The sequence below is a fragment of the Paenibacillus vulneris genome (genome assembly GCF_039543185.1).
GTDB classification, from domain to species: Bacteria; Bacillota; Bacilli; order Paenibacillales; family NBRC-103111; genus Paenibacillus_S; species Paenibacillus_S vulneris.
In genome coordinates, this window is the sequence record NZ_BAABJG010000029.1 from 127,009 (window position 1) to 153,814 (window position 26,806).

Below are 26,806 nucleotides of genomic sequence, written 5' to 3' on the forward strand. Positions count from 1 at the left end.
GATAGCAATCTGTTATCTCCTCTCCTTTATGATGAGAATGTGCCATGTATGCAGTGGTTGGGGTTCTCAAGCCAGGCAAGGTCTGTTTTCACAGCCTTCGTCCGCCGGGATGGACTCACGGAGCCGTCTGGAAGCCTCCGACGGAGAACACCTGATGAAGTAAAGAGGGGAGTCTATATCATGACAAAAAGAAAACGCTTACTATTATCTTCGCTGATGGCCGCTGTTTTGTTAACGACAGCAGCATGCGGCAGCGGTGGAGTAACGAAGGAATCCGAGCCTGCCAAAGGTCAGGACAATGTAAAACGCGAGCCCGTCGAGATAACGTTTTACCGCCCGAATAACGGAACGACGGAAGAGCAGTTTATGGATTTGATGGGGAACGCGATCAAGGAGAAGTTTCCGTTCGTTACACCGAAGTTTATCCCTTGGGGGAATGGAACGAAGATGGAGGAGGTTATCTCAGCCGGAGTGGATATGGACATTATCCTCCTGTCTATCGGCTACTACCCTCAATTTCAGAACCTGAATTTGTCAACGGATTTGACGGAGTACATCAAGAAAACCAATTACGATACGAGCCGTCTGGAAACGACGACCTTCGATTTTATTAAGCAGTTCGGCAGCGGAGGCAGGATCGACTCGCTTCCGATCTTTACTACGGCTGAAGTCCTGATGTACAACAAAGATATTTTCGATAAATTCGGGGTGCCTTACCCTAAGGAAGGCATGACCTGGGATGACTTGTACGAGCTGGCGAAGCAGGTATCGCGTACGGACGGAGGCGTTCAATATTACGGCTTCCTGACCTCGGTCAGCCATATGCTGAACACCAACCAGCTGTCGCTGCCGTTTGTTGATGCTAAGACGAATCAGCCTGCGATAAATACGGAGCAGTACAAGCGAATGGCTGAAAATTTCGCGCGTTTTTACAATATTCCGGGAGCGGAACTACCGAAGGAAAAGTACGGTAAAGAAGCGGATATGTTTACAAAGGATAAGAACCTTGCCATGTACGCCTACTTTAACAGCACTATGGTCAACGCCGCGAAGGATATGAATATGGATGCGGTGCCTCTCCCGACCTTTAAGGAAGCTCCGGGAGTCGGATCTCAGATGTACTCGACCTTCGCCAGCGTTTACAGCAACAGCAAGCATAAGGATGTCGCCTTCGAAATATTGGCGTACCTGACATCGGATGAAATGCAGGTGAAGTTTGCCAAGGATGGCACCGGAATGCCGATTGTTAAAAATATAAAGCTGCTCGATTCGTTTGGTCAAGACTTGCCGCAGCTGAAGGGCAAAAATATTAAAGCGTTCTACCCGGCTAAACCGGCGCCTGTATCGCCCAGAACGATTTATGACGACCTGGCGTCCAAATATGCTGTTACGGCGCTTAGGGAGGTCGCACAGAAGGTCAGCGACGCAAATACCGCATTCCGGAAGGCGGAGGAGCAAGCCGCCAAGGATATTCAAGCAGCTATGAAAAAGTGACAAATGCTTGGACGTCCTCCGGCATGGAGCGACGCTTGCAAGGTTCGTGGCTTGGATAAGAAATCCCCTTAACCTGCTTCTATGGCGGCCGGTTAGGGGGATTCTTTCGTTCAATCATTTAATTAAGCCTGCTTCGCATAGGCCTCCGGGGTTTTCCCGACAGTAGCCTTGAAGTCTTTGATGAAATGGGATTGATCATAGTAGCCCAGCTTGAGCGAGAGCTCCAGCAGATCCAGCTGCTGCCCCCGGTCCATGGCTTCGGCCGCATTTTGAAGCCGGTATAGCTTGATGACGGTTTTGGGGCTGAGACCGACGTATTGCTCGAACAGACGCTGCAGCTTTCTTTTGTTCATAGCGAAGCATTCCGAGACCTGCTCTACCTTGGTGATCTCACGCTCCAGCGCAATCCGGTCAACAATCTGGTTGACCAGAACGACCTGTTCATCCTGCTCCGGCAGCTTCGGCCGAAGAAGGTCTTCCAAGAGCTCAACCATTCTTGTTTCATCGCTTTGGGACAGGAGCAGCTCTTCTGCCTCCCGGGCCTCGATCCCCAGCATGTCGTGGACAGCCATAGGCTGCTGAAGGGCTTCGGACACCGGCTTCTTGATGAAGGGATAAAAGCCGCCGGGCTTGAATTTGGCTCCCACGACACAGCCTTTTCCTTGAAGCAGAATGGAGTAGGTTTGCTTCGCGGCTGCGTAGACGGCCGAACGGCCGGATTGGAAGAGCAGGTTCACGCAGGGATTCGGAACTACGCTCTGCAAATAGGGCTCCTGGCCGGTTAAATCCCAGCTGGCAATCCAGTAGTGCTTGACGAAAAAACCGATATCTTCCGAAGGCGTGTAACGGTTGAGAACATATTTTGCCTTGTCAAAATTCAGAATGCCCATGCTGGGCTTCGTTTCGTGCCTCTTCATGATACGCTCACTCCTGTTCACGTTATGCTGCGGATGGGCAGGCGGGCATGTCGCGTTTTTACAATACATGAATGCTTGGACAAGCTATAGTTATATTAAAGCATATTACTTCGTATAAAGGAGTGGGATGATGGAACTGAAATACGAATTTTATATCGGAGCTTCCCCTGAACAAGTGTGGGATATCCTTGTGACGCCGGAAGGAACGCGCAAAATCTTTTTTGGCAGCGAGCTGCAATCGAGCTTTCAAGTCGGGGAGCCCTTTCAATATGTAGGTCCCGGCAATGATGGGGATGAAACCGTGCACGTGTATGGGACGATCCTCGCGTTTGAACCGAACCGCCTGTTCAGCGTCCTTGAGCATCCGGGGCCGTCCTATTATCCTAACCATGCCGAATTGGAATCGAGGATTACGATGACGCTCGAGACGGTCGGAGAATGCACCAAGCTGACGCTGGTGAACGATCAATGGAGTGAGAACCATCCGTCGTTGAAAAATACGTCCAGCAGCTGGTGGATGATCCTGAGCAACATCAAGACATTGGCCGAGACGGGGAAGACGCTGAATTTGGGCTGGTAGGTAAGGCGTCCTTAAGGACATTTGTCTGTTGAGAAACCTAGAAAGTATAGAAAAAAGGTGTAGGTTCCCCGGTGAGGTATCCCCTTCCGGCCGCTGTTGTTCTCGGAAAAATTTTGATTATATTCGCTTTTTACAGTGGGTATTTTCCGAGAACAAAGGCGGACGCTAACGCTCCTACAGGGGATACCCCACCTATACCTTTCCCCATTTTTCAGGACAAGCAGATTTCTCAACAGACTCCAGGCGTTCATAAGAACGCCTTTTTGTTGTTTAAAGAAGAGGTGAGCGGCGCTGCATCATCGCTCGTGTAGAAGGAAATGCAGTGGAATTAGCAGCGAGAAGAAGGAAAGACGCGTTAATGCGGTGAAGAACTTAACCACGATGAGAATAGGCCAGTATAGATTCGTCCCAGTGGCATTGTTTGTCGCTTTTTCGGAGATTTTGGGGTATTTCCGGTTTTGGGTGGCCAAACGCGGTTTTTCTCGAAAAAAACGGTTTGATATACTTAATAGAATAAACTAGAGAAACCATATCAAACAGGGAGTGACACAATTGAATCACGAGGAGCTGCTGGGACGTCGGAGCGAAATTTTAAAACGCCATATTGGGAATTTGGTTCATAAGAGCAATCAGCATGGCTTGACCGAGCAAGAAACGATTTTTTTAAAGGATATCGTCAAGGAATTTCACCGGAATAAATATGAAATGAACGCCAGCCGGAAAAAGTAACCCTGATTTTCGATAAAGAGAGTCTGAACGCGATGAAGCGTCAGGCTCTTTTTTTTTACTCTACTTGGGATTTATATCCAGTTTTACTGCATTGTTTTTTAAAAAAATATTTATTTTCTTCAATTGTATAAAGGATTGAATTACTTTGACCGATATAGGTCTGTAGACTTATATGCGCAAAGCCCGGCGAAATTCCCTTTACGCCCAATAACATGCAAATCTTTGTAACAAACGGAGCGCAGGAGCTGGGGCTGCGAGAGCAAGAACCGCTTAAAACCTACAACATGAGAGAGGCTGATGTCAATTGAAAGAGAAAATCCGCAACTTATTCCGAAGAAATTTTAAAACGAAGCTGATCATAACATTCCTGCTCGTATTAATCGTCCCTTCTTTAATATTAGGTATTTTGTCCTATAATCAGGCCAAGCTCGAAATCGAAAGGCAGATCGTAGACAGTGCCAACGATAATGTTCAGCTGGTCGATTCTATCATCAATAGTTTTATTCAACCGAAAATGAATGATGCGGACTATTTGGCGAAACAGATCAATGCAGCGATGTACAAGGGAGAAGAGAGTCCGGCCATTCGGCAAAGCTTTGAAACCTATTTGGCAATGCATGCCGAGGTGGCCAGCATGAGTCTAGGTACGCAAACGGGGCTGTATGTCCGTGTGCCTAAGCAGGAGGTGAAGGCGGATTTTGATCCGCGCACAAGAGACTGGTACAAGGAGGCGATGGCTAACAAGGGCAAGGCGATTATTACAGAGCCCTACATCTCTGCTGTGACCGGCGAAGTTATTGTGACGGTTGCGAGGGCGACAGACGACAGCTCCGGTGTGGTGGCGGTAACGCTGAGCATCGAACAGATCAAGAAGCTGGCTTCAACTGTAACCGTCGGAAGAGAAGGCTATGTCATGCTGCTGGATAAAGCCAAGAAATATATCGTACACCCGTCCATCAAATCAGGGGACCCGGCACAAGAGGAAGCTTATGAACGTCTGTATCAGAACGAATCGGGAGAATTCGAGACCAAGCTCGGGGGCTCGGAGAAAAATCTGTACTATACAACTAACGAACTCGTAGGGTGGAAGATCGTAGGGGTGATGGACTCGGAAGAAGTGCTTCAATCCGCTAGTCCGATTTTCAATATTACCCTCTGGACTATTGTTACATGCTTATTGATTGGAGGATGCTCTATCTACTTCGTCTTGAGAGCGATCATTAAGCCGATTCAGGAATTAAAGGGTCATGCGGTGAAAGTGAGCAACGGAGTGCTGAAGGAGACGATCCGTATTCAATCTAACGACGAAATTGGCGATCTCGGCCGCGCTTTTCACGAAATGCAGCATCATCTCCGTTCCTTAATCCAGGATGTAGAAGCGCGCTCGGAAATGGTTGCGGCTTCCTCGGAGCAGCTGACGGCCAGTTCCCAACAGACCAGTGCAGTAACGGAGCAGGTGACTTCGGCTATACAAGAGGTGGCAGGCAGCGCCGAGAAGCAGATGGGCGGCGTTGAGCATAATGCCCAGTCCCTTCAGGAAATTGCGAACGGTATTGCCCGGATTGTAGAGAGCGTGAACGAGCTGTCCGCCCTTTCCAAGCACACAACCGTGCAGGCAGAGGAAGGGGAGGAATCGGTGACGCAGGTGGTGGAGCAAATGTACTCGATTCACGAATCCGTACAGAAGTCGGACCAGATGATCCGGTCGTTGTATGATCGTTCCAAGGAAATCAGCTCGATCTCTGAGGTGATCGGCGGCATTGCACGGCAAACAAATTTGCTGGCACTGAATGCAGCCATAGAAGCGGCCCGCGCAGGCGAGCATGGCAAAGGCTTTGCGGTCGTAGCCAACGAGGTACGCAAATTGGCGGAGCAATCTCAAGTCTCTGCGGCCCAAATCTCCGACTTGATCGAGGAAATTCAACGGGAAACGAAGGAATCGGTCGAGAACGCGGAGAAAGTGACCAAGGATGTAGAAGGCGGGCTGCAGATATCCAACGAGGCCATTTATAAGTTCGAGCAAATACTGGGCAGCATGAAACAAACAGCCCCTCATATTGACGAGGTATCAGCCATTACCGCGCAGATTTCCGCCGGAGTGCAGGAGGTCACGGCGGTCGCGAATGAGCTAGCTCTTATTGCGAAAGGGAATGCGGCGACGTCGGAGGAGGTTGCGGCATCGGCGGAGGAGCAGCTGGCGTCGATGCAGGAAATTTCGGCTTCCGCGCAAAATCTGGCTTCTTTGGCGGAGGAGCTCAAGGCGTTGATTCAGAAGTTTACGTACTAAGGTTATTTACACAAAAGGCACGGACCCTGCGGTCTGTGCTTTTTTTGTCGTTGTAGAATATAAATTTTGGGGGGACATGGCTACCGGAGCGGGGACGGTCTCGGCTATTACGGCGGCAGGCATTGTGGGGCCGCTCGTTCCTACGTTCCATGTGGACCCTGCGCTGATGGTGCTTGCCACCGCTTCCGCCAGCAATACGATTACGTATGTGAACGATGCCGCGTTTTGGCTGTTCAAGGAATATTTCAATTTATCGATTAAGGATACGTTCAAGACATGGGGCTTGCTTGAGCTGACGAACTCGGTGGTCGGCTTGCTTATCGTTTTATTTTTGAGCTTGTTCATTCATTGAGAAAAAAGAAGGGAAGCTTCATGGCAGCTTCCTTGTGTGTTAAAGCCTGAAATCCGAAAAATTTGCTTGGTACCCCGGTGGGGTATCCCCTTCCGGCCGCTGTTGTTCTCGAGAAATCTTGATTATATTCGGTTTGGCGGGAATTTCTCGAGAACAAAGGCGGATGCTACCGCTCCTCCAGGGGATACCCCCCTACACCTTTCACCATTTTCAGGACAAGCGGGTTTCTCTACAGACTCCAGGCGTTCATAAGAACGCCTTTTTGTTGTTTAAAGAAGAGGAGAGCGGCGCTGCTGCATCGTCGCTCGTGTAGAAGGAAATGCTGTGGAATTAGCAGCGAGAAGAAGGAAAGACGCGTTAATGCGGTGAAGAACCTAATCTCGATGAGAATAGGCCAGTATAGATTCGTCCCAGTGGCATTGTTTGTCGCTTTTTCGGAGATTTTGGGGTATTTCCGGTTTTGGGTGGCCAAACGCGGTTTTTCTCGAAAAAAACGGTTTGATATACTTAATAGAATAGACTAGAGAAACCATATCACACAGGGAGTGACACAGTTGAATCACGAGGAACTGCTGGGACGTCGGAGCGAAATATTAAAACGCCATATTGGGAATTTGGTTCATAAAAGCAATCAGCATGGCTTGACCGAGCAAGAAACGATTTTTTTAAAGGATATCGTCAAGGAATTTCACCGGAACAAATATGAAATGAACGCCAGCCGGAAAAAGTAACCCTGATTTTCAATAAAGAGAGTCTGAACGCGATGAAGCGTCAGGCTCTTTTTTTGCTATTATAGACTTTATAATTTCGGGGCTCCCCGTAAAGTACCTGAATCAGCTTCGAAGCCAAGGCCCATTATTTTAAAAAAAATTATTTATTTTCTTCAATTGTATAAAGGATTGAATTTATTTTGCCCGGTATAGGTCTGAAGACTTATATGCGCAATGCCCGCGGCTGCCGGTCGTAACAACTAAAACTGTTTCAAAAATAAATGAATGAATAAAAAAATACCGCTCCTTTACCGGTTTGTAGAAACCAATAAGTGAGCGGTATTTGTTGGTTTTCTGTTGAACTATCGCGATGAGCTCGCGATTCGTCGATTTTACTTTACAAATGTTGAGTAAGTACGCTTTCTTCGTGCTATTTAATTTAAATTAATATAATAGCTGGTCGTTGAAGAACTGGCAACAAACTGAACGTACCCTGAACCAATATTATTAAAGTTTGCATCATATGCGGTAACTACAACCCTATAAGATTTCCCGGGTACAAATCCGGTAATATTTCTATCAGTCGCAGTCTGACTACCAAATTCAAAAGTATAATTATCAGTTAGATTAATAGCAGCGAAGTCGTATCTATATAGATTAGGAACTGACTTCCAGGAAAAATTAATAGAAAATGCGGCTAGCTGAGCATTCGAAACTTGATTAGCAGCTACTACACTTGCAATGGTTGAAGAAGCAGCCTGATTATTATCTTGAGCGAAAGCTGGAACAGCAGAAGCAAATAAAAGACACGTTGCGAAAGTGGATGCGATCAGTTTTTTCATAGCTAAAACACTCCTCTTTAATAATTTTTTTCGTCTCACAAAACTACCAAATTGAGGAATTAATTTTGATAATAACTCCTTCAATGTTAGTATTTGTTAGTACATATATAATATAACATAATATACAAATATTTCAAGTATAATTATAGTAATAGTACACAATCACCTTTCGTGTGAATAAGCAACTTCTTCGCTTATTGACAAATTTACACATAACTTATCCATAGACGATGAAATCATAATTTCCTAAACAATAGAAAAAGAACCGCGCAGATGCCCATTCTGCGCGGTTCTTTTTCTATTCCGGAAGACTTGTCCTGAGACGTCCGATCTCATCTCCGCTGGACACCTCCACCGCTGCAGAGAAATTCCCGCCCTCAACCCGTCGCATATTGTGCTTCAGCTGCTTTAAAGGCCTGGTTATCGCTCTGGACATTAGCACCGACAGTACGGCGATCAATACCGTAGCCAAGGCGACGATGATGTATAGCGCGAGACGAACGTTTTGAATCCACCAGGACTTCTCGGTAAAAGGCACGACGCCGATAATTTTCCAGCCGGTAGCCCGCGAAGTATAGAAGCTGACCATCGTTTCAACGCCTTCATAAGGCAAGATCAGATGTCCGCTCTCCTGCTTGAGGCTGTCCGCGCAGATTTGGGGGTTACCTTAAAGTCACTGAATCAGCTTTGAAGCCAAGTCTCTATTGTGGGGTTAGTTCTGTTTTTGGATGGGTCATGAATGGCCAAGCCAGCCTGCTCATGTCCTCCGAGCTGCATAAAATAGGTAGGCTATTCGCAAACTAGACGTCGGAAGGTTTTTACAAAAAATGCAAAATTAGCAGAAGGTTTGCCGCAAAAATTGACATCTAGGCACAACTGGAGGAGGAAGCAGGATGACCTGGCTAGTGGAAGCTTTGCCTTTAATTTGGATAGCTCTCGGTGTCGTCATGATGCTGGTTCTGAATATCACGTTCAAGCTGAACAGCGTGCTGGCACTGCTTATCGTATCGGTGATCGTCGGTATACTGGAAGGAGAGCCTTTAGACAAACTGGTGCTGTCCATCCAGAACGGGTTTGGAAGCACCTTGGGAAGCTTGGCCCTCATCATCGGCTTCGGGGTCGTTATCGGGAAGCTGATGGTCGATTCAGGAGCCGCCCAGCGGGTAGCTACGACCATCTTGAATAAATTCGGCAAAAAAAATGTGCAGTGGGCGATCATGCTGTCCGGCCTCATCTTTGGAGTGTCGATGTTCTATGAGGTGGCTTTCGTTATTCTGGCTCCGCTGGTCGTTAGTATTGCGATTGAAGCGGAGGTCGCCTTTCTTCCTCTCGGCATGACGATGGTAGCTGCGGCAACCACGGCGCACAGCTTATTCCCGCCGCAGCCGGGGCCAACAGCCCTTGTATCCGCCTACCATGCGGATATGGGATTGGTTTACATTTACGGCATCATCGTGGCCATTCCGACGATTATCTGTTCAGGCATTCTTTTGCCGAAGCTATTGAGAAATCTGGACAAGCCGGCGCCCCCCATGCTGCAAAAGCCTAGAGTGTTCACCGAACGGGAAATGCCCGGCTTCGGAATCAGCTTGTTCGTGCCGCTTATTCCGGCCATCATTATAACTGCCGCGACCCTGCTCAAGCTGTTTCTGGATCCCAAGAGCGAGGCTTTTCTTATCATCAACTTCCTGGGAAGCGCGGTCATCAGCATGCTCATCGCCGTCATTGTCGGGATCTTTGCCTTCGGGCTAAACCGAGGCAAAAAGATGCCGGAGATTATGGCCTCGTTCGCCGATGCCATCGGGTCGGTTGCCATGATCATCTTCATCATCGGCTCCGGCGGCGCATTCAAGCAGGTTATTTCCGATTCGGGCGTCGGCAATTACATTGCGGCCTTGATGCAGAATTCGGTCATTTCCCCCTTTATAATGGCGTGGATCATCACGGTCATTCTGAGGCTGGCTACCGGAGCGGGGACGGTCTCGGCTATTACGGCGGCAGGCATTGTAGGGCCGCTCGTCCCTACGTTCCATGTGGACCCTGCGCTGATGGTGCTTGCCACCGCTTCCGCCAGCAATACGATTACGCATGTGAACGATGCCGCGTTCTGGCTGTTCAAGGAATATTTCAATTTATCGATTAAGGATACGTTCAAGACATGGGGCTTGCTTGAGCTGACGAACTCGGTGGTCGGCTTGCTTATCGTTTTATTTTTGAGCTTGTTCATTCATTGAGAAAAAAGAAGGGAAGCTTCATGGCAGCTTCCTTGTGTGTTAAAGCCTGAAATCCGAAAAATTTGCTTGGTACCCCGGTGGGGTATCCCCTTCCAGCCGCTGTTGTTCTCGAGAAATCTTGATTATATTCGGTTTAGCGGGAATTTCTCGAGAACAAAGGCGGACGCTACCGCTCCTCCAGGGGATACCCCACCTATCACCTTTCGCACTTTTTCGATGATAGGTCTTTCAACACCAGTGAAGCTTCTAGACAGCTTCCCTATTTGACCGTTAATCGCTCAAAACCGTAAACTCGGAAATCTCCTGCAAGATCCGCTCGCGAATGCGGTCCACAACCCGGAAATCCATAGCCTGCACATAGATCCGCTCCAGCTCGTCATGAAGAGCTTTGGCTTCAGCCAAATGCTGCGTGGACTGCTTCATTTGAGCGGTATACCGCTGTTTGATGCTGCCCAGCACTTCGGCGTTAGCTTCATCCGTCCCCGGCTTGATGCAGCGGAGATACATATCGATGATATCGTCCCCGGCGCGGTCAGGGAAATATTCATGCGGAGCCGTGCTGTCAAAAACAGCGAAACCAAGCTCGCGGACAATGATCATGTCTAGGCTGTTCGGATCGAAGCCGCAATGATAGATTTCAATGTCGAAGCCGCGATCGATGGCTGCAGCCGCCAGCTTTTTCAGCATAGTGGATTTGCCGGAGCCAGGACGTCCCTTGAGGAAAAAGCGTCGTGGCAGCCCTTCTGTCAAATTAGGGACGAAGTCGACGGCTCCTGCAGGGGTAGCGGCTCCCAGAAACCGGTGATCGACACGGCTTTCCTTCTCCAGCTTACGGTCACCGAATAAAATATCCTTATATTCCTCTGTCAGCTCATCGGCTGCGGCAAAATCCATCGTATCAATATACACCGCTTCCCACTCATCATGAATCCTCAGAGCTTCAGCGAATCCGGCATAAGCGCGCTCATAAGCTTGCTTGATTTGGCCGTTCAAGGCCGCGATCGTCTCTTGTTGTGCCCTCAGCTCAGCGGCATTCCAGGCTTCCCCCAGATTGACGTACTGCTCCACAGCACCCGGCAGCTTAGGCTCAATAACGTGAGGGGCGGTTCCATCGACAATGCCGATTTTGAGTCTAGGTACGATCAGCCCATCCAGGGAATCGCTGTCCGAAGCACAGTGGATCAGGTGAATGTCGTGCCCGTTATGAACCAGGTGATCGCCGATGAAGCGAATCAAGCTCGACTTCCCGGTTCCCGGTCCTCCTTTTAGAATATAAATCCGGTCTAGTCCTTGCAATGAGGAGTCAAATAGACTCGAGAAGCCGCGGGCCGTATTGCCGCCTGCAAAAAAGTGTAGGATAGTCCCTTTCATTACCGACACACCTTTCTAGGCTAATGTCTTGGTTGCCTAATTCATCGTATTAGGGAGGGGATAAAAAGGTGCGGCTAATTTGCGTTAGTCACAAAATAACGAAACAGCGGCTTCTTTTCCTAACCATAATTGCTATAATGATCTAAAATGCTGCTGTCCATGGGTGGAGGAAAGGGAGAGACGACGCATGAAAAAAATAAACAAGCTCAGGATGCATGAGATGGTTGCCGATGAGCTCAAAACGTTCATCAGGGAGCGGGGCCTGAAGCAGGGAGACAAGCTTCCTTCGGCTGAAGCCATCATGAAGCTTTTGGGAGTCGGACGCTCTTCACTGCGGGAAGCGCTCCGTTATCTGGAAGCGACCGATGTGGTCGAGGTGGTGAACGGCAAAGGAATCTACGTGAAGGATACCGCCCATTACCAAATGTCCGCCAAAATTCAAATCGAGGACGAGAAATCCGCTTTGCTGCAGCTGATGGAGGTACGCCGGGCGTTAGAGGTGCTTGCAGTCCAGCTGGCGGCTCAGCGCGCGACACAAGAGCAAATCGAGGAAATGCAGGATTACTTGTACGAAATCGAAGTGACGGAAGGGCCGGGAAGCTCGGCGGCAGATATGAAGTTTCACCAGGCGATTTATAAGGCTGCGGGCAATCCCATTTTGCAAAGTCTGGTCGAGTCCGTATGGGAGCTGTTCTCGGTGTTCTGGAATGCGCCCCTGGGACGGCAGGAAATATTCAACGACAGCTTTCCGTTCCACAAGACTTTATTCGACGCTATTGTTGAACGGAATCCGACAAAAGCATGTGAGGAGCTTCATAAACTGATGGACAGCATGGAACGGTCGATCCGCGGTGTATAATACATGTTATCTTAAGTTACATCATTATTCTGCATAATTCGATAAATCGCTTCCAATGCATAAAAATGAGTCAGGAAACATAACAAAATGCTATTGACTTCATCCCACCCCCATATTATGATTTGGTTAATTAGCTGTCCTTAACCTGTCATACAGGTAGATAGGTTAATGGAGACTGGAATATGATCATTTGGAAACCTCAACATCTCTGAAGCCTGAGGTAACGAGCTGCAAGCTTGCTATCTGACAGGTATACAGGTCATCTCATGGGAAAGTGCTTCTGTAACAATTCAGCGGGGGACTATATCAGACTCAAGTCTTGTATAGCAAAAGCAAATAAACCAGTGGAGGTTGGTTGTTGTGAAGGGGACAAAACGATGGTTAGCCGTTTCACTGATTCCAGTATTGGCGGCCGGGGCCCTAAGCGGGTGCTCCAGCGGCGAAACGAAGGGATCGACGGATGGGGGCGGAGGCTCCGGAACCGTCACATTGAAGATGATTGAAAGCTTAACCAGTCCGGCTCGAACGGATGTCATCAAGAAAATGATCGCCAGCTTCGAATCCGCAAACCCCAACATCAAGGTCGAGCTCATCTCGCCTCCGCTAGAAAGCGCAGATAACAAAATCTCCACGATGCTTGCCGCCAAAGAAGATCTCGACGTACTGGAAGTACGGGACGTCACCGTGAAGCAGTTCGTCACCAACAAATGGATTGCCGATTTAACCTCTTATACCTCCTCTTGGAGCAGCTACAAGGACCTCAACGCCAACTCACTCGCCATGGCAAACTACATTGACCAGAAGCCCTATTACATACCCTATGGACTATATCAAAAAATGCTGTTTTACCGAAAAGACTGGTTCGATCAAAAGGGTCTGACCCCTCCGAAAACGTGGGACGACTTGAATAAAGCGGCCAAGGCGTTGACCGATCCGGCGAACAATCGCTTCGGCTATTCGTTCCGTGGAGGGTCCGGTGCGGACGGCTATATTGTCGATCTGCTGCGCGATTACAATGGAAAGAACGTCAATACGGACGATGCGATGTTCCTGAAGAGCGGGGCCACCATCTTCAGCACGCCGGAGGCCAAGCAGGGGATGCAGCTGTACGTAAGCCTGTATAAGGAAGGCTCGCCGAAGGATTCCGTCAACTGGGCGTTTGCCGAGCAGGTGCAGGGCTTTGTGTCCGGAGCTACCGCGATGCTGATTCAGGACCCGGACACGATTGATCCGGTGAAGCAAAAGCTGAAGGAAGGCACATGGGCAACCGCACCGATGCCGACAGGTCCGACCGGAGCATCCCACTACAAGGTAGGGGCCGCAGGCTGGGGTGTCACCTCTTATTCCAAGCATCCTAAGGAAGCGTGGAAGCTCATCGAATTCATCTCCAGTCCGGAGCAAAACGCTGTCTTCACTAAGGTCGCGGGGGTTATCCCGATTCATAACAGCGCCTCCGTCGATAAATATTTCAAGGAAGGCGCCTACAAGCCTTATATCGATATGGCGAACGATACCGCCCACTACATCCCATACAAGCCGGAGACGGATTACAAGGGCTTCGGCGAATGGCGTAAAATCGTCCAGCAGGACGCGCAGGCGGTCCTGCTCGGACAGATGTCGATCGATGACGCTCTGAAAAAATGGGACGCTTACTGGATTAACGAGAAGAAGCAGGGGAAATAAGACGCATGATCCACCGGCGGGCAGACCTCGTGCTGCCCGTCACCTCTATCATGGGAGGGACCTCGGATGAAACAACGCATTGCGCAGCCGTTACGGGAGGGAGGCAGACCGTTTCGGCTGAACCGTACGCAGACCTTTATTTTCTTATGCCTGCTTCCCGCCTTGCTCCTCGTCTTCGGCTTCACCTACTTTCCTATCCTGAAGGGCATCAGCGTAGCCTTTCAAAATTATTCGCTCTTCAACCTGACCGATGTCCATTATGTCGGGTTCAAAAATTTTGAAACCGTGCTAAGTAATGCCCAGTTCAAAACCATCCTGAAAAATACCGCTTTATGGGTTGTTATATCGCTTATCCTGCAGTTTCTGATCGGCTTCATGCTGGCGCTGTTGATGCGCAGAAGCTTTCCGGGACGCGGGGTATATCAAGGGTTTGTTTTTTATTCCTGGGCGTTATCCGGCTTCTTGATCGGCATTATATGGCGGTGGCTGTTTAACGGACAGATCGGCGTCATTAACGACCTTTTGCTGAAGCTTGGATTGATTACAGAGCGGATCGGATTTCTGTCCGACCCGAAATGGGCGATGTTCTCCGTTATCATAGCGAACATATGGTACGGGGTGGCGTTCTTCGCCATTATGCTGCTGGCAGCGCTGCAATCCGTGCCGTCAGAGCTGTACGAAGCGGCGGAGATGGATGGGGCGAGCGGCTTCCACCAGCTGTTCCAGGTCACGATTCCGTATATTATGCCTACGATTATTTCCACGACAGCGCTGCGCGTCATATGGATTTTCAATTTCCCCGACCTGATCTACGGGATGACCAACGGCGGCCCGGCGGGCTCCACTCATATTTTGACGACGTACATGCTGGATAAAATCGTCTTCTCGGGAGACTACGGACAAGCAAGCGCCATAGGCATCCTTTGTATCGCCATTCTGGTGTTGTTTACGACCTTTTATTTGTTCGCGACGAAAGCGGAAAAAGCGGGTGATTTCTAATGAACAAACGATTGTCATTACCCGGAAAAATAGGAAAAACCATCGTTCTTGCCGTCTATCTAGTGTTTATGGTATTTCCGTTATATTGGATGGTCATTACGTCGCTGAAGCCCAGGAACGAGATATTTACGCTGCCGCTGCAGTATTGGCCAAGGCAAATTTCCTTCGAAAATTATGTGCAAATCTTCAAAATATCCAAATTCCACATCTATATCGGCAACAGTCTTGCCATTTCTCTTACTTCGGCGGCTATCGTATTGGCAGTGACGATTTTGAGCGGCTATGTTCTGGCCCGGTTTACCTTCCGGGGGAGCCGGCAGCTGATGCTGGCTTTTTTCGTGACGCAAATGGTACCGTTGTTTATCGGCTTCAGCACCTTGTATTGGATGATGTCGCGGATGGGGCTGTTGAACAAGCAGGGCGCTTTGATTCTCATGTATACGGTCGGGCTCGTCCCGTTCTGTACGATTATGCTGAGGGGCTTTTTTCAGCGCATTCCGGCAAGCCTGGAAGAGGCGGCTATGGTGGACGGCTGCTCCCGAATGAGCGCGCTGTTCCGCGTAATCGTTCCGATTATGATGCCGGGGATATCGGCTACGTTTATTTTTGCCTTCGTGCAGAACTGGAACGAGCTGTTCATGGCCATAATGTTTATTGATAAGGAAAACTCCAAGACGCTGCCTGTCGCGATGAATTCGTTCATTACCAAGTTCGATATCGACTGGGGCTCCATGTCGGCCGCAACGGTGCTGTCCGTCATCCCGACCGTCATTCTGTTCGCGATTTGCCAGCGCTTTATCGTCGAGGGGTTGACGCAAGGAGCGGTGAAGGGTTAGCCACAGCGGTGAAAACTATCTGAAGGGAGAATTCCCATTGGACTCTAAGCAAGGAAGAACGGATAACGGGAGTAACGGACCCCGCGGTATTATCGATCCGAGCACGCTTGTTGCTCATGATCCGCATGACGAGAAGCACCAGGGTGCGGTTGTCATGCCCATTTACCAGAACAGCCTGTTCACCTTCTCCACTTATGAGGAATTCGATCAGGCCATGGCAGGGGATGACGACATCCCTGTCTATTCACGAGGTCATAATCCGACCGTGCAGCAGCTGGAGAGGCGTTTGGCCGCTCTTCAGGGCGGAGAGAAGGCCCGCTGCTTCGCATCAGGGATGGCGGCGATTTCGACGGCGATCCTGTCCCAGGTCCGCTCCGGCGACCATGTCCTCTGCGTAGACCAAGCCTATGGGCCAACACGCGAGCTGCTGAGCGTATTTCTTACGCAGTATGGCGTAGAGACGACCTTCGTCGACGGGACGTCTATAGAGGCATTTCATGCTGCGGTTCGGTCCAATACGCGGGTGATGTATTTGGAGAGCCCGACGACGCAGACGTTCCGGCTCCAGGACCTGCGCGCTTGTGCAGAGCTTGCTCGCAGCATTGGAGCGGTCACGATCATCGATAATACATGGGCGACGCCATGCTTTCAAAATCCGTTCGAATTCGGCATCGACCTCGTCCTGCATTCCATCAGCAAATATATCGGCGGTCACAGCGATATTATCGGCGGCGTGCTGATCGGGAGCGAGTCCATGCTCCGCCGGATCAATCGCAGCGAATATCTGCTGCTCGGAGGCATCATGACGCCTCATTCGGCGTCCTTGACCATGCGAGGCTTGCGGACGCTGCCTCTGCGTATGGAGAAGCTGGAGCAGAATGGGATCGCGGTAGCACGGCATCTTGAACAGCTGCCCTTCGTGAGGAAGGTCAACCACCCGGGACTCCCATCATACCCACAGCACGAGCTGGCGAAGCGGCAGATGCGCGGCTTCAGCAGCCTGTTCTCCTTCGAGACCGACCTGCCGCCGGAAGAAATGAAGGCATGGGCCGGGAGGCTTACCTATTTCCGGATTGGCGTCAGCTGGGGCGGGTACGAGAGCCTGGTTACCGTAGGGCGATCCGTTCCGGGCCGCGGGTCTGTCCAAGGCTCGATCGTTCGGCTGTATATCGGTCTGGAGCATCCGCAGGTGCTTATTGAGGATATCGAGCAGGCGAGTCAGGGGTTGGGCGGGGGATAGGGACATTTATAAAAAGGACTTGAAGTTTAGGCGGGTTGACAAAAGATGATTCCTTTACTGCACAGGAGTCATCTTTTTTGCGTTCCCATTGATATCTGTGGTTATTGTAATAGGTATAAAGAGCGCTTTGCCGTTGATCAGAATTTTGTAGTTGCGAAGGTTTAATTAAGTAGATAGAGGACCATATGATTGCTGCAATTGTTTGATATCGCTGACGGGAGGCATTCCAAACATTCTTTTATATTCACGGCTAAACTGAGAAGGACTTTCATAGCCAACTCTAAATCCTGCCTCAGCTGCATCTATCGCTTCTGATAATAAAAGACGCCTTGCCTCCAGAAGCCGGATCTTTTTTTGATATTGCAGAGGACTCATTGCGGCCACTTCTTTGAAATGGCGAAATAGCGACGCAGGACTCATATGAATGGAATGCGCTAACTCTTCGATATGAAGAGGGGCAGCATAATTGTTTTTGATCTGATTAATTACTCTAACGATACGCTGCATGTTGCTTCCATCCAGTGCAATCTGTCTGAGATACCCTTGCTCACCCTTCAGAACCCTATAGTAGATTTCCCGAATGATCAACGGCCCAAGAATTGGGACATCTTCCGGTGTTTCTAGCAGATGGACGAGTCTTATTACAGCATCTATTATGGATTGGTTCGTTTCCGTAACGAATATGCCTCTTCGCATTTCCCTCTTTTTCATTGATTCGGAAGATGACTCTTTTAAAATATCAAAGATTTGCATGGGCTCCAGCTTAAGACGTATGCACAAATACGGATTTTCAAGAGAGGCTTCTGTAATTTGAGCAGAGATCGGCAAGTCGACTGATACAACTAAATAATTGGAAGGTCCATAAGAGTAACGTTCTTGTTCGAGCATAACGACCTTTGAACCCTGCGTGACAATACAAAGCGCCGGCTCATGAACCCTGAGTACGGGCAATGTAGTTGTAGAACTGCGAATCAATTCTAGCGAGGAAATAATCGTTGAATGCACCCCGTCTTGCGCTGTGAATTTTTCAATAAGATTGGACAATTCGGCACGTTTTTCCATCCACCTTCACATCCTTCAAGCATTTTTGTTTTTTTATCATAACTCCAACTTTCATAATATCTCAATGCTATTGATAGGATTAGGCAATAATGTGCTTCAAATAGTCTACGAGAATGAAAGGAATCTGTGTAAAAATGAAAGCAACCTAGGGGATAGCACTAGAAACGACTAAAGAGATATTAAAGGAGATTGAAATGGATAAAAGAATATGGATTTTGGCCATTGCCTCGTTCGTAGTAGGTACGGTCGAGCTCGTCATTGCTGGAATCATTGATATGATCGCCCAAGATCTGAATGTCTCTGCAGGTACCGCAGGCCAATTGATTACTGTCTATTCACTCGTATTCGCTTTTGGCTCACCATTACTCATCAACCTTACCTCTAAAGTTGAGCGCAGAAAATTATTGACTGCTGCCATGCTTGTCTTTTTCGCAGGAAATATGATATCGATAGTTAGCCCTAACTTTACAATTCTTCTTATTTCGAGAATTATACTTGCAGCAAGCTGCTCGATTGTTGTTGTTCTTTCTATCGTTATGGCTTCAAGCATCGTTGCACCCGAATTAAGAGGCCGCGCGATCGGTGTTATTTTTATGGGGATAAGCGCATCCCTTGTCATCGGCGTCCCTCTTGGCACATTCATCGGTGATATCTGGGGGTGGCGCTCAACTTTTGCTTTGGTCGGGGCTCTTACCTTAATCGTGGCCTGGGCAGTCAATCGATATCTTCCACAGGTTGCTCCGCGTCCAGGAGTCCCGTTGCGAGATCAGCTTCGAACGCTTAAGGATTCTAAAATCTTATCCGCTCATTTGATCTCGATCTTACAGATGACTGGCCAATTCACAATCTATGCTTACATTACACCTTTTTTGAACGAGACGATGGGGCTGTCAACAAACATGATTAGTCTTGTCCTGCTTGTATATGGATTAGCAGGGATAGCAGGAGGATGGATTGGAGGTTGGTCCTCCGATAAACTTGGCAACGGCAAGACAATGATCATCACTCTCCTGCTGCATGCGCTAGCGATATTCTTATTGCCTTATTCTACGGGTTCAATCTTTCCGTTACTCATCGCCGTCATCGTCTGGTGTGCATTTAATATGGCGCCAAGTCCCGCTATTCAAAGCTACCTAATACAGACAGCTCCGGAATCTTCGGATATCCAGCTAAGTTTTAATACATCGTCTTTACATATAGGAGTTGCAGCAGGCTCTATCGTTGGGGGATTGATTTTAAACTATTATTCTGTAACAATGAACACTTGGGTTGGCGGACTGATTGTTATCTTGGCTACCCTGTCAGCCATTTTCTCCTTAAGTAAAAATAGAATTAAGGCATCGACCGCACACAGCAGACGTTTATTTTGACAATGCTGTCTTGGCTTTCAACTAACGTTGGCCGGTGCTATTTCGTTTCGTATTCCCTCCCTCTCTTTCTCTCTACGATAATCATCAAATGACAAAAATCGACCAGATTATAGTAATTCCGCTATGAATCTATTAAAATGAATCTGCTGATCAGGGAATTCCTCCCACGGAATACAGATCATACGTCGATGATAATAGGAGAGAGAAGGCTTGAAGACAGAGAGAAAGTCAGGCACCATGCGTAAAATGGCAGCAGCCGTACTGGGGATCAGCCTTATGTTGGGCGGCATAGGTGGTGCTGCAGCCGCGGCTTCAGATTCGCCCCCGGCGAACAAAGAAATAGTGTACCCTTATCAGGAGTACACATACGAATTAATGTCCGAGCAGATCGACAAGCTGGCAGCCGCTTATCCCGGATTAATCGAAGTCAGATCGATAGGGACGACTGATTTTGGACGCGACATTAAGGCGGTTAAATTGGGGAAGGGAGAGGCTTCCGTCCTGATTGACGGGTCTCAGCACGCCAGGGAATGGATGGGCACCAACCTCATCCTTTATATGATTGACCGCTACGCTTACGCCTACGAGAATAATATGAAGTACAATCAGTATGTGGTCCGGGAATTGCTGGATCACTGCTCGATCTGGTTCGTTCCGATGGTCAATCCGGACGGCGTCACCCTCCAGCAGAAAGGGCTGGGTGCTTTTCCCGAATATTATCATGACTATCTGCTCAGCATGAACGGCGGCAGCGATAACTTCAAACGCTGGAAGGCCAACGCAAGCGGAATCGACATTAATCGGCAGTATCCTGCGATGTGGACCGGTATTGTCAATTCTCCTAACTATCCGATGTTCAAAAATTATAAAGGCTCTGAGCCCGCGGAAACGGCGGAAGCGACGAGCATGATTCATTTTACATACCAGATGGATCCGGAAATTGCACTCTCCTATCACACCTCTGGCGAAGTGCTGTATTGGTACTTCAACACGCTGCCTGAGCACATGGCCCGGGACAAGAAGATGGCGGATAGCATAAGCGCTATGACGGGCTACAGTCAGGTCAAGCCGGTCAAGGATCCTTCCGGCGGCGGCTTCACCGATTGGTTTATTGCGCAGTTCGGACGTCCCGGCTTTACGGCCGAGCTGGGTCCTTACCAGGAAGAGACCGAGCTGCCGCTCTGGACCTTCACCGATATTTGGAACGAAAATCAGGAAATCGGGCTGTATCTGGCCTCCGAGGGATACAAGCTGTGGCGGGAGCGCTATCCGATAGAAACGATCGACGAAAACCTGCAGCTGCTGGAACCGGCACAGCTCTATAATCGTCCTAATGAGTCATTTCCGGTTGGCGGCGAGCTGGGCAAAGTGAAAGTGAAGGCGGATGCCCGCCTTGGGGATTGGTACCGTGTCCCTACCTGGCTGGGTCCGAGATGGATTCATTTGAACCAGACCCCTATTATTAAAGGAGCTAGCGAGAAAACGGAAGAGCGTATACACTTAAATAGTCCGGCTACCGTGTACAAATACCCTGGTCAAAACAATGCTGCAGTGCTTGGTGAATTGAATCCGCAGGAAGTGCAAGCTCTGGAGCGTTGGAATGATTGGGTAATGATTCGAACCTGGCTGGGGGACGGATGGATTCGGGTACAAAAGTAATTGAATCGATAGATACAAAGCAAATCGAGCATTAAACAGGGGTGGGAAGGCATGTCATTCGCAATTCGCGGCAAAATCGGTTGTATCGTTCTGGCTATGATGCTTTTATGGAGTTGGGTGATGCCTGCATCGGCTGACGCCAAGACGCCTAATGAACAGGTGGTATGTCTGGACCCGGGGCATCAGCTGTATGGCAACAATGCTTTGGAGCAGGTAGCCCCCGATTCCAAGGAAATGAAAGCGAAGGTGACCTCGGGAACGAGGGGGATCAAGACGAAGAAGCCGGAATACGTTCTGACGCTGGAGGCTTCGCTGCTGCTTAAGGACAAGCTGGAAAAGCTGGGTTACCCGGTCGTCATGACTCGGGAGACACATGATGTCGATATCTCCAATGTGGAGCGGGCACAGAAGTGCAATGAAGCGCAAGCGGATTTGGCTGTACGAATCCACGCCGACGGAGACAATTCCCCCAAAGCGCAGGGGATTTCTTTGCTGTACCCGGCATCAGGCAGAGGGACGCAAGCTGTAACCGATCGGAGCAAGGACGCAGCAAGCATCATCCTGGGGGAGGCAGTAGCTTCAACAGGAGCCGTATCCAGAGGCGTTGTGCCGCGTTCGGATTTGACGGGCTTCAACTGGTCCACCGTGCCCTCCGTTCTTGTCGAGATGGGCTTTATGACCAATCCGGACGAAGATGAGAGGCTATCGGATGCCAACTATTTGAATCAGCTAACGGACGGAATTGCGGCAGGAATTAATTTAGCCCTCGCTGTCCGGGCGGATGAGCCGGAAGTAGAAGGGCAGTCCCGGGTTTTTTTGACGGCATCCAGCAATCCGTTATATGAATTGACGGACGGACGCATGGTCCGCAGCCAGATGGCGCTGTCACCCCAAGCCTTGCAGGTCGCCGCTGCTAAAGGCAGCTGGGGAAAAGTAACCACCTGGGCCGGTGAGAAGTGGGTGTATTTGGGGCAGGCGGCCATTCCAGTTCAAGAAGCTGACAAGCTGGCTGACGTAACGGAAGATACGCCGTTTTATCGAAGCCCTTCGGATTCGAGCCCGGCGGGACGGTTATCCGCCCAGCAGATCCATGTGCTTGCCCAATGGAACGAATGGTATTTGATCGATACCTGGATGGGCGGCATGTGGATACCGGCAGGGGAAGCTGCCAAGTAAGTGCATTGGACAACAAGGAGCCGCAGCCGTGGCTCTCTTTTTGCGTTCAATGCTTCATAAAAAATGACTATTTACATCTGTCGAAAACTGTGATACCTTATATTTCAATACATATAGAAATAATGAAATGGCAAAGGTGAGATTAGAATGGTCGAGGATAATGCAGAGGTACGGCAGGCCGTTAAAGTCTACAAGGCGCTTGGGGAGCCGACACGGCTCAAGATTGCATTGCTGCTGACAGAGGAAAGGAATCTGTGCTGTTCGGATATTATGAGCAAGCTGGAATCCGTAGCCGGCTCAACGCTGTCTCATCACCTGAAGCAGCTCACAGACTGCGGACTGCTGGATCTTCGCAAAGACGGTACCTACATCTATTACAGCGTGAACCGTGAAATCGCACAAAAATACGCGCCTTTTTTGCTGGAGTAATTTTTTTTAAGTATTATTTCAATATTTATAGAAATATAAAAATAAGAGTGGAGAGAGGAGCAATACAATGGGATCCTATCTTTGGAAAATTTATATGCTTGCGGCCGTCAGCTTCCTGGTCGGCACCTCGGAATTCATTATTGCCGGAATACTGGATAAGGTGGCTGCGGATATCGGGGTGCCTGTGTCCGCCGCAGGGCAGCTTATTACCGTATTTTCGCTTGCCTATGCGTTTGGGACACCGGTATTAATGGCAGTAACCTCCCGCCTGGAACGGCGTAAGCTGCTGCTTTATTCGCTTGGCGTCTTCGTTCTCGGCAATGCCATCGCCGTGATATTACCGGGCTTCACATTCCTCGTCGCCTCAAGAATCGTTTTGGCGTTAAGTACCGGCGTATTCGTGGTAACCGCGTTGACGGTAGCCTCCAAGCTTGCACCCGCCGAGAAGCAGGGGAGCGCTATTGCCACACTCGTTATGGGCTTCTCCACCGCGCTGATTGTCGGTGTTCCGATCGGCAGAGTCGTGGCGTCCTTCTACGACTGGAGGATGGTGTTCGGAGGCATTGGTGTGCTCGCCTTGCTTGCTATGCTTGCCGTATCACTCACCATTCCTAAGTCGGAAGGCGAAGAGCCGGTGCCGATCGGCAAGCAGTTGGCCCTGTTGAGAGAGCCGAGAATTGCGGTAGCGCTGCTGATCACATTTTTCTGGATCGCCGGTTATGCGATTGCTTACACCTATATCTCTCCGTTCCTTCTCACGGTGACCGGCATGAGCGAGCAGGGCGTGAGCATCGGGCTATTCGCATTTGGCATCGCCAGCTTGCTCGGCTCCAAATTCGGGGGCTACAGTACGGACAAATGGGGAGTCCCCCGTACGCTGATCGGAGGCATGCTGGTTCATGCGGTAGCGCTGGTTCTCATCTCCGTTGCAGGCCAATCCCAGGCTCTTATGCTCCCGCTGCTCGTGCTGTGGTCCTTCGCCGCCTGGTCTTCCGGGCCGACCCAGCAGTATAACCTGATTCAGCAGGCGCCGGAGGCATCGGGGATTATGCTTAGCTTGAACAGCTCCGTGCTGCAGCTGGCCATGGCGGCAGGCGCCGGAATCGGCGGAGTTGTCGTGGAGCAAGCTTCCCTTACGTCTATCAGCTGGATAGGGGCGGCCGGTGTGACGGTCGCAGCTGCGACAGCCGCAGCATCCTTAGGCCTATCGCGTTCAGAGGCGCGCAAGGCGGAGAAACGCAAGCTTCAGCAAATATAACATACCGGGACCGTCCGAAAGGGCGGTCTCGCTTTTTTTTGCCGCTATTGTGCCTTCAATCCTGCTTAACCCGGGAGGACTGATGTGGTACGCTGAACATGATTTGGATGTTCCCGGTTACCTTTTTCGTTCGGCTGCGTTGTTATGGATGTGAGAGGAGGAGCCATGATTGAAACAGCCTTTTGTCTTCATATATGACGGATGCTTTAACGATATATACCGCTATGTCTACAGCAAGGTGGGCAATAAGTGGGATACCGACGACATAGTGAGCGAAATTTTTCGCAAAGCCTTTGAAAAGTATGAATCCTTGCAGGACCATTCCAATGCCAGAGCATGGCTCTTCACCATCGCGCGCCATACGGTCATTGATTTTTACCGAAGAAGGAAGGATGTGCCGACGGGCGAGGAGATGGAGCGGGTGGCTTCCCAGGAATCGTTCGCTGCTGAAGTTGAGCAGGAAGAGGAGCTGGATTGCTTGCAAAAAGTGCTGGCTTTTCTGCCGGAGGAGGATCGTGAGCTTGTAAAGCTCAAATATTTTGCAGGGCTTAAGCATCGTGAGATCGGAGACGTCTTGAGCAAATCGGAAGAGGTTATTAAAATGCGCGCATTTCGCCTGCTCAAGAAAATGAGTATCCTTGTCAAAAACTGCCTGGAGGGTGTGAAAGCAAATGGATGACAGCCGGTTGGAACCGTCGCTGCAAGCTCTAAAGGACCGCATTCCGGTAAACGAGGAGCTGAAGCAGCGGCTCAGACAGGAGTTCGTTAAGCCCAAAAGAAGAAGGTTCGGCCTTCGCCGGTGGGGAATAGCCGCGGCAGCGGCGGCTGTACTCATAGGCATCTGTACGTTTACGCTGCAGGGCCCCGAAGGGATTCGGAGCGTAGCAGCCCAATCGCTGCAGGTGCAGAATCAGATTTCGTTTGTCGATATCGGCTCGGGAAGCCCGCTCGATTTTACGGAGTACAAGGACACGGTGTACATTCCAATTGCGGGTAAAGGTCTGTTTGCCTACGACAGCCAAGGATTCCATCAGCTGCTTGCCCGGGAAGTGAGCAGCGCCAAGATCGATTCGAACGGCAAGCGCCTCATTATCGCTTCCGAGGGCGATTTGGCTATCTATGATTTGGCTGCCGGACAGTACCGGGTGTTACTGAAGCAGGAGAACGACATTTATTACGAACAGCCCTCCTGGAAGGATGAACGCTCCGTCCTCTATGTGAAGAAGGTTACACAGCCGGGCCCGGAGCATGGCTTTATGGTCAAGGAATCCGGCATTTATGAACTGAATCTGGACACCATGCAGAGCAAAAAGCTGGGCGACGGATCAGCTCCGTCTTATGCAAGCCAGGAACAGGCTATCGTATTTGAGAAAAGAGTGGGCGACAAGCCGCAAATCATCCGCAAAGAGCTGCAAGGCGGGCAGGAAACCGTTATTGATAACGGACGGTTCCCAGCGGTGTCCCCAGGCGGAGAATACATTGCCTATGTGAAAACGGAGGAAACCAGCCGGGAGCTTCAGCCGGGTGCATCCGTTGAGGATCGTGTCGATCAGGTATGGATCGCCGATGTAAACGGTGCGACGAAGCGGTCGGTGACCAGTAATACGCCTAACGAAGCCGTGGATGAGCAGGAATGGGTCAGCTCGCTGCAGCCGGGCGGTATCCCTCAGGTGCTTGTTCATTCGGGTTTGTTCAGCTATTACAACCCGGTGTGGAGTAAAGAATCGGATAGTCTGTACGTTCTCAAGGGACGGAATGTGGAAGGACAAGGCATAAGCGTGATGCGCATCGATCTTTCTGCCGCTTCCTTACAGACCGAGGAGGTCGTAAGAGCCTTTAATCAGGCGGCCATTCTCCGGGACGATGCATTTCTTCGAAGCCTGCTCGCCGGAAATCAGGAGTGGATGACGACCTCCAACCCTCATCAGATCAGCTTTTCGATCATAGGGACAGGGACGGAGAACCATCAACCGTATGTCGATGTGGAGGAAACACGGGCATATACGGCGAACCCGGATTACTCGGTAGGGTATTCCCGGTATTATATGGTCCCGTCGGACAAAGGCTACCTAATTGAAAGGGTAGACAGCACTCCGGGAGGAGACGGCGTGCTCATAAGCGAGCAAAGGGATGGAACGATTGTGGTGGAGAGGGCGAACGGGGAGCGGGAAGCGCTGTTCTCCAAAGCGGCGATTCCGCAGCAGCTGCGCCCGGCGGGAGACTTCCGCATTGCCTCGCTTGCCTATACGACGAAGCAGAAGCAGGTTGTGTTTACGATTCAAGCTCTGCAGGACCCTTCCCATAACCAGCAGGCTTCTGTGAAGGTTGTCCAATACGATATAGGCGCGAAGTCGTTTAAGGAGCTGGCCCATATTCAAACGATAGCCGGTCTGGGCAACGTGGGCGTGGAGAGCATTATGGTCTCGCCGGATGGACGTTATGCTGCGCTGGATCTTTTCTCCGATGATGCTCCACATCTCCGGTCCCATATCGTTCTGCTGGATATGGAAAAGAAGGCGAGCATACCGCTTGAGGAGCGGATGGTCGATACGAGCGTGGAAGGAACCCATACGTACTATTGGGAAGGTGATAAGCTGCACTTTATGCTGACCAGCAGCGGACAGCAGCTTCATTATGTATGGAATGCATCTACGGGAACGATCGGACGGCCCTGATAAATTACTGCCGCAAGGGAGTCAGCCATGAATAATGGTTGGCT

General features: G+C 50.0%; 24 protein-coding genes. 19 read left to right on the plus strand and 5 right to left on the minus strand.

The annotated features are described in order from the left end of the window. The first annotated feature begins 180 nt into the window (after positions 1 to 180). A complete protein-coding gene (locus tag ABEA66_RS25445; RefSeq protein ID WP_345591951.1) occupies positions 181 to 1,494 on the plus strand; it encodes an ABC transporter substrate-binding protein in 1,314 nt (437 codons plus the stop codon). A 122-nt stretch (positions 1,495 to 1,616) separates the two neighbouring features. Here ABEA66_RS25445 and ABEA66_RS25450 read toward each other — a convergent pair whose 3' ends face one another. Then, the gene (locus tag ABEA66_RS25450; RefSeq protein WP_345591953.1) at positions 1,617 to 2,411 is read right to left on the minus strand and encodes a DUF6597 domain-containing transcriptional factor; all 795 of its coding nucleotides are present in this window, start codon (positions 2,409 to 2,411) and stop codon (positions 1,617 to 1,619) included. 130 nt (positions 2,412 to 2,541) lie between these two features. Between ABEA66_RS25450 and ABEA66_RS25455 the strand changes: the two genes are divergently transcribed. The 5 genes from ABEA66_RS25455 to ABEA66_RS25475 all read left to right on the plus strand — a co-directional run bounded on the left by ABEA66_RS25455 (position 2,542) and on the right by ABEA66_RS25475 (position 7,090). After that, a complete protein-coding gene (locus tag ABEA66_RS25455; RefSeq protein ID WP_079914742.1) occupies positions 2,542 to 2,991 on the plus strand; it encodes an SRPBCC family protein in 450 nt (149 codons plus the stop codon). A 552-nt stretch (positions 2,992 to 3,543) separates the two neighbouring features. Then, complete coding sequence (locus ABEA66_RS25460) at positions 3,544 to 3,720, plus strand: hypothetical protein (protein WP_179136333.1); 177 nt, start codon at positions 3,544 to 3,546, stop codon at positions 3,718 to 3,720. Between the two features lie 304 nt (positions 3,721 to 4,024). Beyond that, the gene (locus tag ABEA66_RS25465; protein ID WP_345591956.1) at positions 4,025 to 6,007 is read left to right on the plus strand and encodes a methyl-accepting chemotaxis protein; all 1,983 of its coding nucleotides are present in this window, start codon (positions 4,025 to 4,027) and stop codon (positions 6,005 to 6,007) included. A 76-nt stretch (positions 6,008 to 6,083) separates the two neighbouring features. Next, on the plus strand, positions 6,084 to 6,359 hold the full coding sequence (locus ABEA66_RS25470; protein WP_345591958.1) for a GntT/GntP/DsdX family permease: 276 nt from the start codon (positions 6,084 to 6,086) through the stop codon (positions 6,357 to 6,359). A gap of 554 nt (positions 6,360 to 6,913) precedes the next feature. Next, positions 6,914 to 7,090: a hypothetical protein gene (locus ABEA66_RS25475; RefSeq protein ID WP_179136333.1), complete on the plus strand. Its 177-nt coding sequence runs from the start codon at positions 6,914 to 6,916 to the stop codon at positions 7,088 to 7,090. Between the two features lie 413 nt (positions 7,091 to 7,503). Here the strand turns inward: ABEA66_RS25475 and ABEA66_RS25480 are convergent, their stop codons facing one another. Beyond that, positions 7,504 to 7,911 (minus strand): hypothetical protein, encoded by a 408-nt coding sequence (locus tag ABEA66_RS25480; RefSeq protein ID WP_079915108.1) that lies wholly within the window; start codon positions 7,909 to 7,911, stop codon positions 7,504 to 7,506. Positions 7,912 to 8,209: 298 nt separating this feature from the next. Then, complete coding sequence (locus ABEA66_RS25485; RefSeq protein ID WP_345591962.1) at positions 8,210 to 8,524, minus strand: sensor histidine kinase; 315 nt, start codon at positions 8,522 to 8,524, stop codon at positions 8,210 to 8,212. Positions 8,525 to 8,804: 280 nt separating this feature from the next. Between ABEA66_RS25485 and ABEA66_RS25490 the strand changes: the two genes are divergently transcribed. After that, positions 8,805 to 10,145, plus strand: a complete 1,341-nt coding sequence (locus ABEA66_RS25490; RefSeq protein ID WP_345591964.1) for a gluconate:H+ symporter — start codon at positions 8,805 to 8,807, stop codon at positions 10,143 to 10,145. A 270-nt stretch (positions 10,146 to 10,415) separates the two neighbouring features. Here the strand turns inward: ABEA66_RS25490 and ABEA66_RS25495 are convergent, their stop codons facing one another. Then, positions 10,416 to 11,516 (minus strand): PRK06851 family protein, encoded by a 1,101-nt coding sequence (locus ABEA66_RS25495; protein WP_345591966.1) that lies wholly within the window; start codon positions 11,514 to 11,516, stop codon positions 10,416 to 10,418. A 187-nt stretch (positions 11,517 to 11,703) separates the two neighbouring features. Here ABEA66_RS25495 and ABEA66_RS25500 point away from each other — a divergent pair, with 187 nt between their 5' ends. The 5 genes from ABEA66_RS25500 to ABEA66_RS25520 all read left to right on the plus strand — a co-directional run bounded on the left by ABEA66_RS25500 (position 11,704) and on the right by ABEA66_RS25520 (position 17,133). Then, on the plus strand, positions 11,704 to 12,375 hold the full coding sequence (locus ABEA66_RS25500) for a FadR/GntR family transcriptional regulator (protein ID WP_079913771.1): 672 nt from the start codon (positions 11,704 to 11,706) through the stop codon (positions 12,373 to 12,375). A gap of 360 nt (positions 12,376 to 12,735) precedes the next feature. Beyond that, positions 12,736 to 14,058 (plus strand): ABC transporter substrate-binding protein, encoded by a 1,323-nt coding sequence (locus ABEA66_RS25505; RefSeq protein ID WP_079913770.1) that lies wholly within the window; start codon positions 12,736 to 12,738, stop codon positions 14,056 to 14,058. A gap of 66 nt (positions 14,059 to 14,124) precedes the next feature. Next, positions 14,125 to 15,057 carry a carbohydrate ABC transporter permease gene (locus ABEA66_RS25510; RefSeq protein WP_345591970.1) on the plus strand — a complete coding sequence of 311 codons (933 nt, stop codon included), beginning with the start codon at positions 14,125 to 14,127 and terminating at the stop codon, positions 15,055 to 15,057. Continuing rightward, positions 15,057 to 15,893, plus strand: coding sequence for a carbohydrate ABC transporter permease (locus ABEA66_RS25515; protein WP_345591972.1), 837 nt, complete (start codon positions 15,057 to 15,059; stop codon positions 15,891 to 15,893). Before ABEA66_RS25510 ends, ABEA66_RS25515 begins: the two co-directional genes overlap by 1 nt. 37 nt (positions 15,894 to 15,930) lie before the next feature. Further along, positions 15,931 to 17,133 carry a trans-sulfuration enzyme family protein gene (locus ABEA66_RS25520; protein ID WP_345591973.1) on the plus strand — a complete coding sequence of 401 codons (1,203 nt, stop codon included), beginning with the start codon at positions 15,931 to 15,933 and terminating at the stop codon, positions 17,131 to 17,133. 165 nt (positions 17,134 to 17,298) lie between these two features. Here ABEA66_RS25520 and ABEA66_RS25525 read toward each other — a convergent pair whose 3' ends face one another. Beyond that, positions 17,299 to 18,195, minus strand: a complete 897-nt coding sequence (locus tag ABEA66_RS25525) for an AraC family transcriptional regulator (RefSeq protein ID WP_345591974.1) — start codon at positions 18,193 to 18,195, stop codon at positions 17,299 to 17,301. A gap of 194 nt (positions 18,196 to 18,389) precedes the next feature. Here ABEA66_RS25525 and ABEA66_RS25530 point away from each other — a divergent pair, with 194 nt between their 5' ends. From ABEA66_RS25530 to ABEA66_RS25560, 7 genes are all read left to right on the plus strand, one after another. Further along, on the plus strand, positions 18,390 to 19,565 hold the full coding sequence (locus ABEA66_RS25530; protein WP_345591976.1) for an MFS transporter: 1,176 nt from the start codon (positions 18,390 to 18,392) through the stop codon (positions 19,563 to 19,565). A gap of 210 nt (positions 19,566 to 19,775) precedes the next feature. Continuing rightward, the gene (locus ABEA66_RS25535) at positions 19,776 to 21,224 is read left to right on the plus strand and encodes a M14 family zinc carboxypeptidase (RefSeq protein WP_345591978.1); all 1,449 of its coding nucleotides are present in this window, start codon (positions 19,776 to 19,778) and stop codon (positions 21,222 to 21,224) included. Between the two features lie 51 nt (positions 21,225 to 21,275). After that, positions 21,276 to 22,400, plus strand: coding sequence for an N-acetylmuramoyl-L-alanine amidase (locus tag ABEA66_RS25540; RefSeq protein WP_345591980.1), 1,125 nt, complete (start codon positions 21,276 to 21,278; stop codon positions 22,398 to 22,400). Between the two features lie 147 nt (positions 22,401 to 22,547). Next, complete coding sequence (locus ABEA66_RS25545; RefSeq protein ID WP_079913764.1) at positions 22,548 to 22,829, plus strand: ArsR/SmtB family transcription factor; 282 nt, start codon at positions 22,548 to 22,550, stop codon at positions 22,827 to 22,829. A 67-nt stretch (positions 22,830 to 22,896) separates the two neighbouring features. Then, complete coding sequence (locus ABEA66_RS25550) at positions 22,897 to 24,087, plus strand: MFS transporter (protein ID WP_345591982.1); 1,191 nt, start codon at positions 22,897 to 22,899, stop codon at positions 24,085 to 24,087. A 169-nt stretch (positions 24,088 to 24,256) separates the two neighbouring features. Further along, positions 24,257 to 24,766, plus strand: coding sequence for an RNA polymerase sigma factor (locus ABEA66_RS25555; RefSeq protein WP_345591984.1), 510 nt, complete (start codon positions 24,257 to 24,259; stop codon positions 24,764 to 24,766). Then, positions 24,759 to 26,762: a TolB family protein gene (locus ABEA66_RS25560; protein WP_345591986.1), complete on the plus strand. Its 2,004-nt coding sequence runs from the start codon at positions 24,759 to 24,761 to the stop codon at positions 26,760 to 26,762. Before ABEA66_RS25555 ends, ABEA66_RS25560 begins: the two co-directional genes overlap by 8 nt. Positions 26,763 to 26,806: the final 44 nt, after the last annotated feature.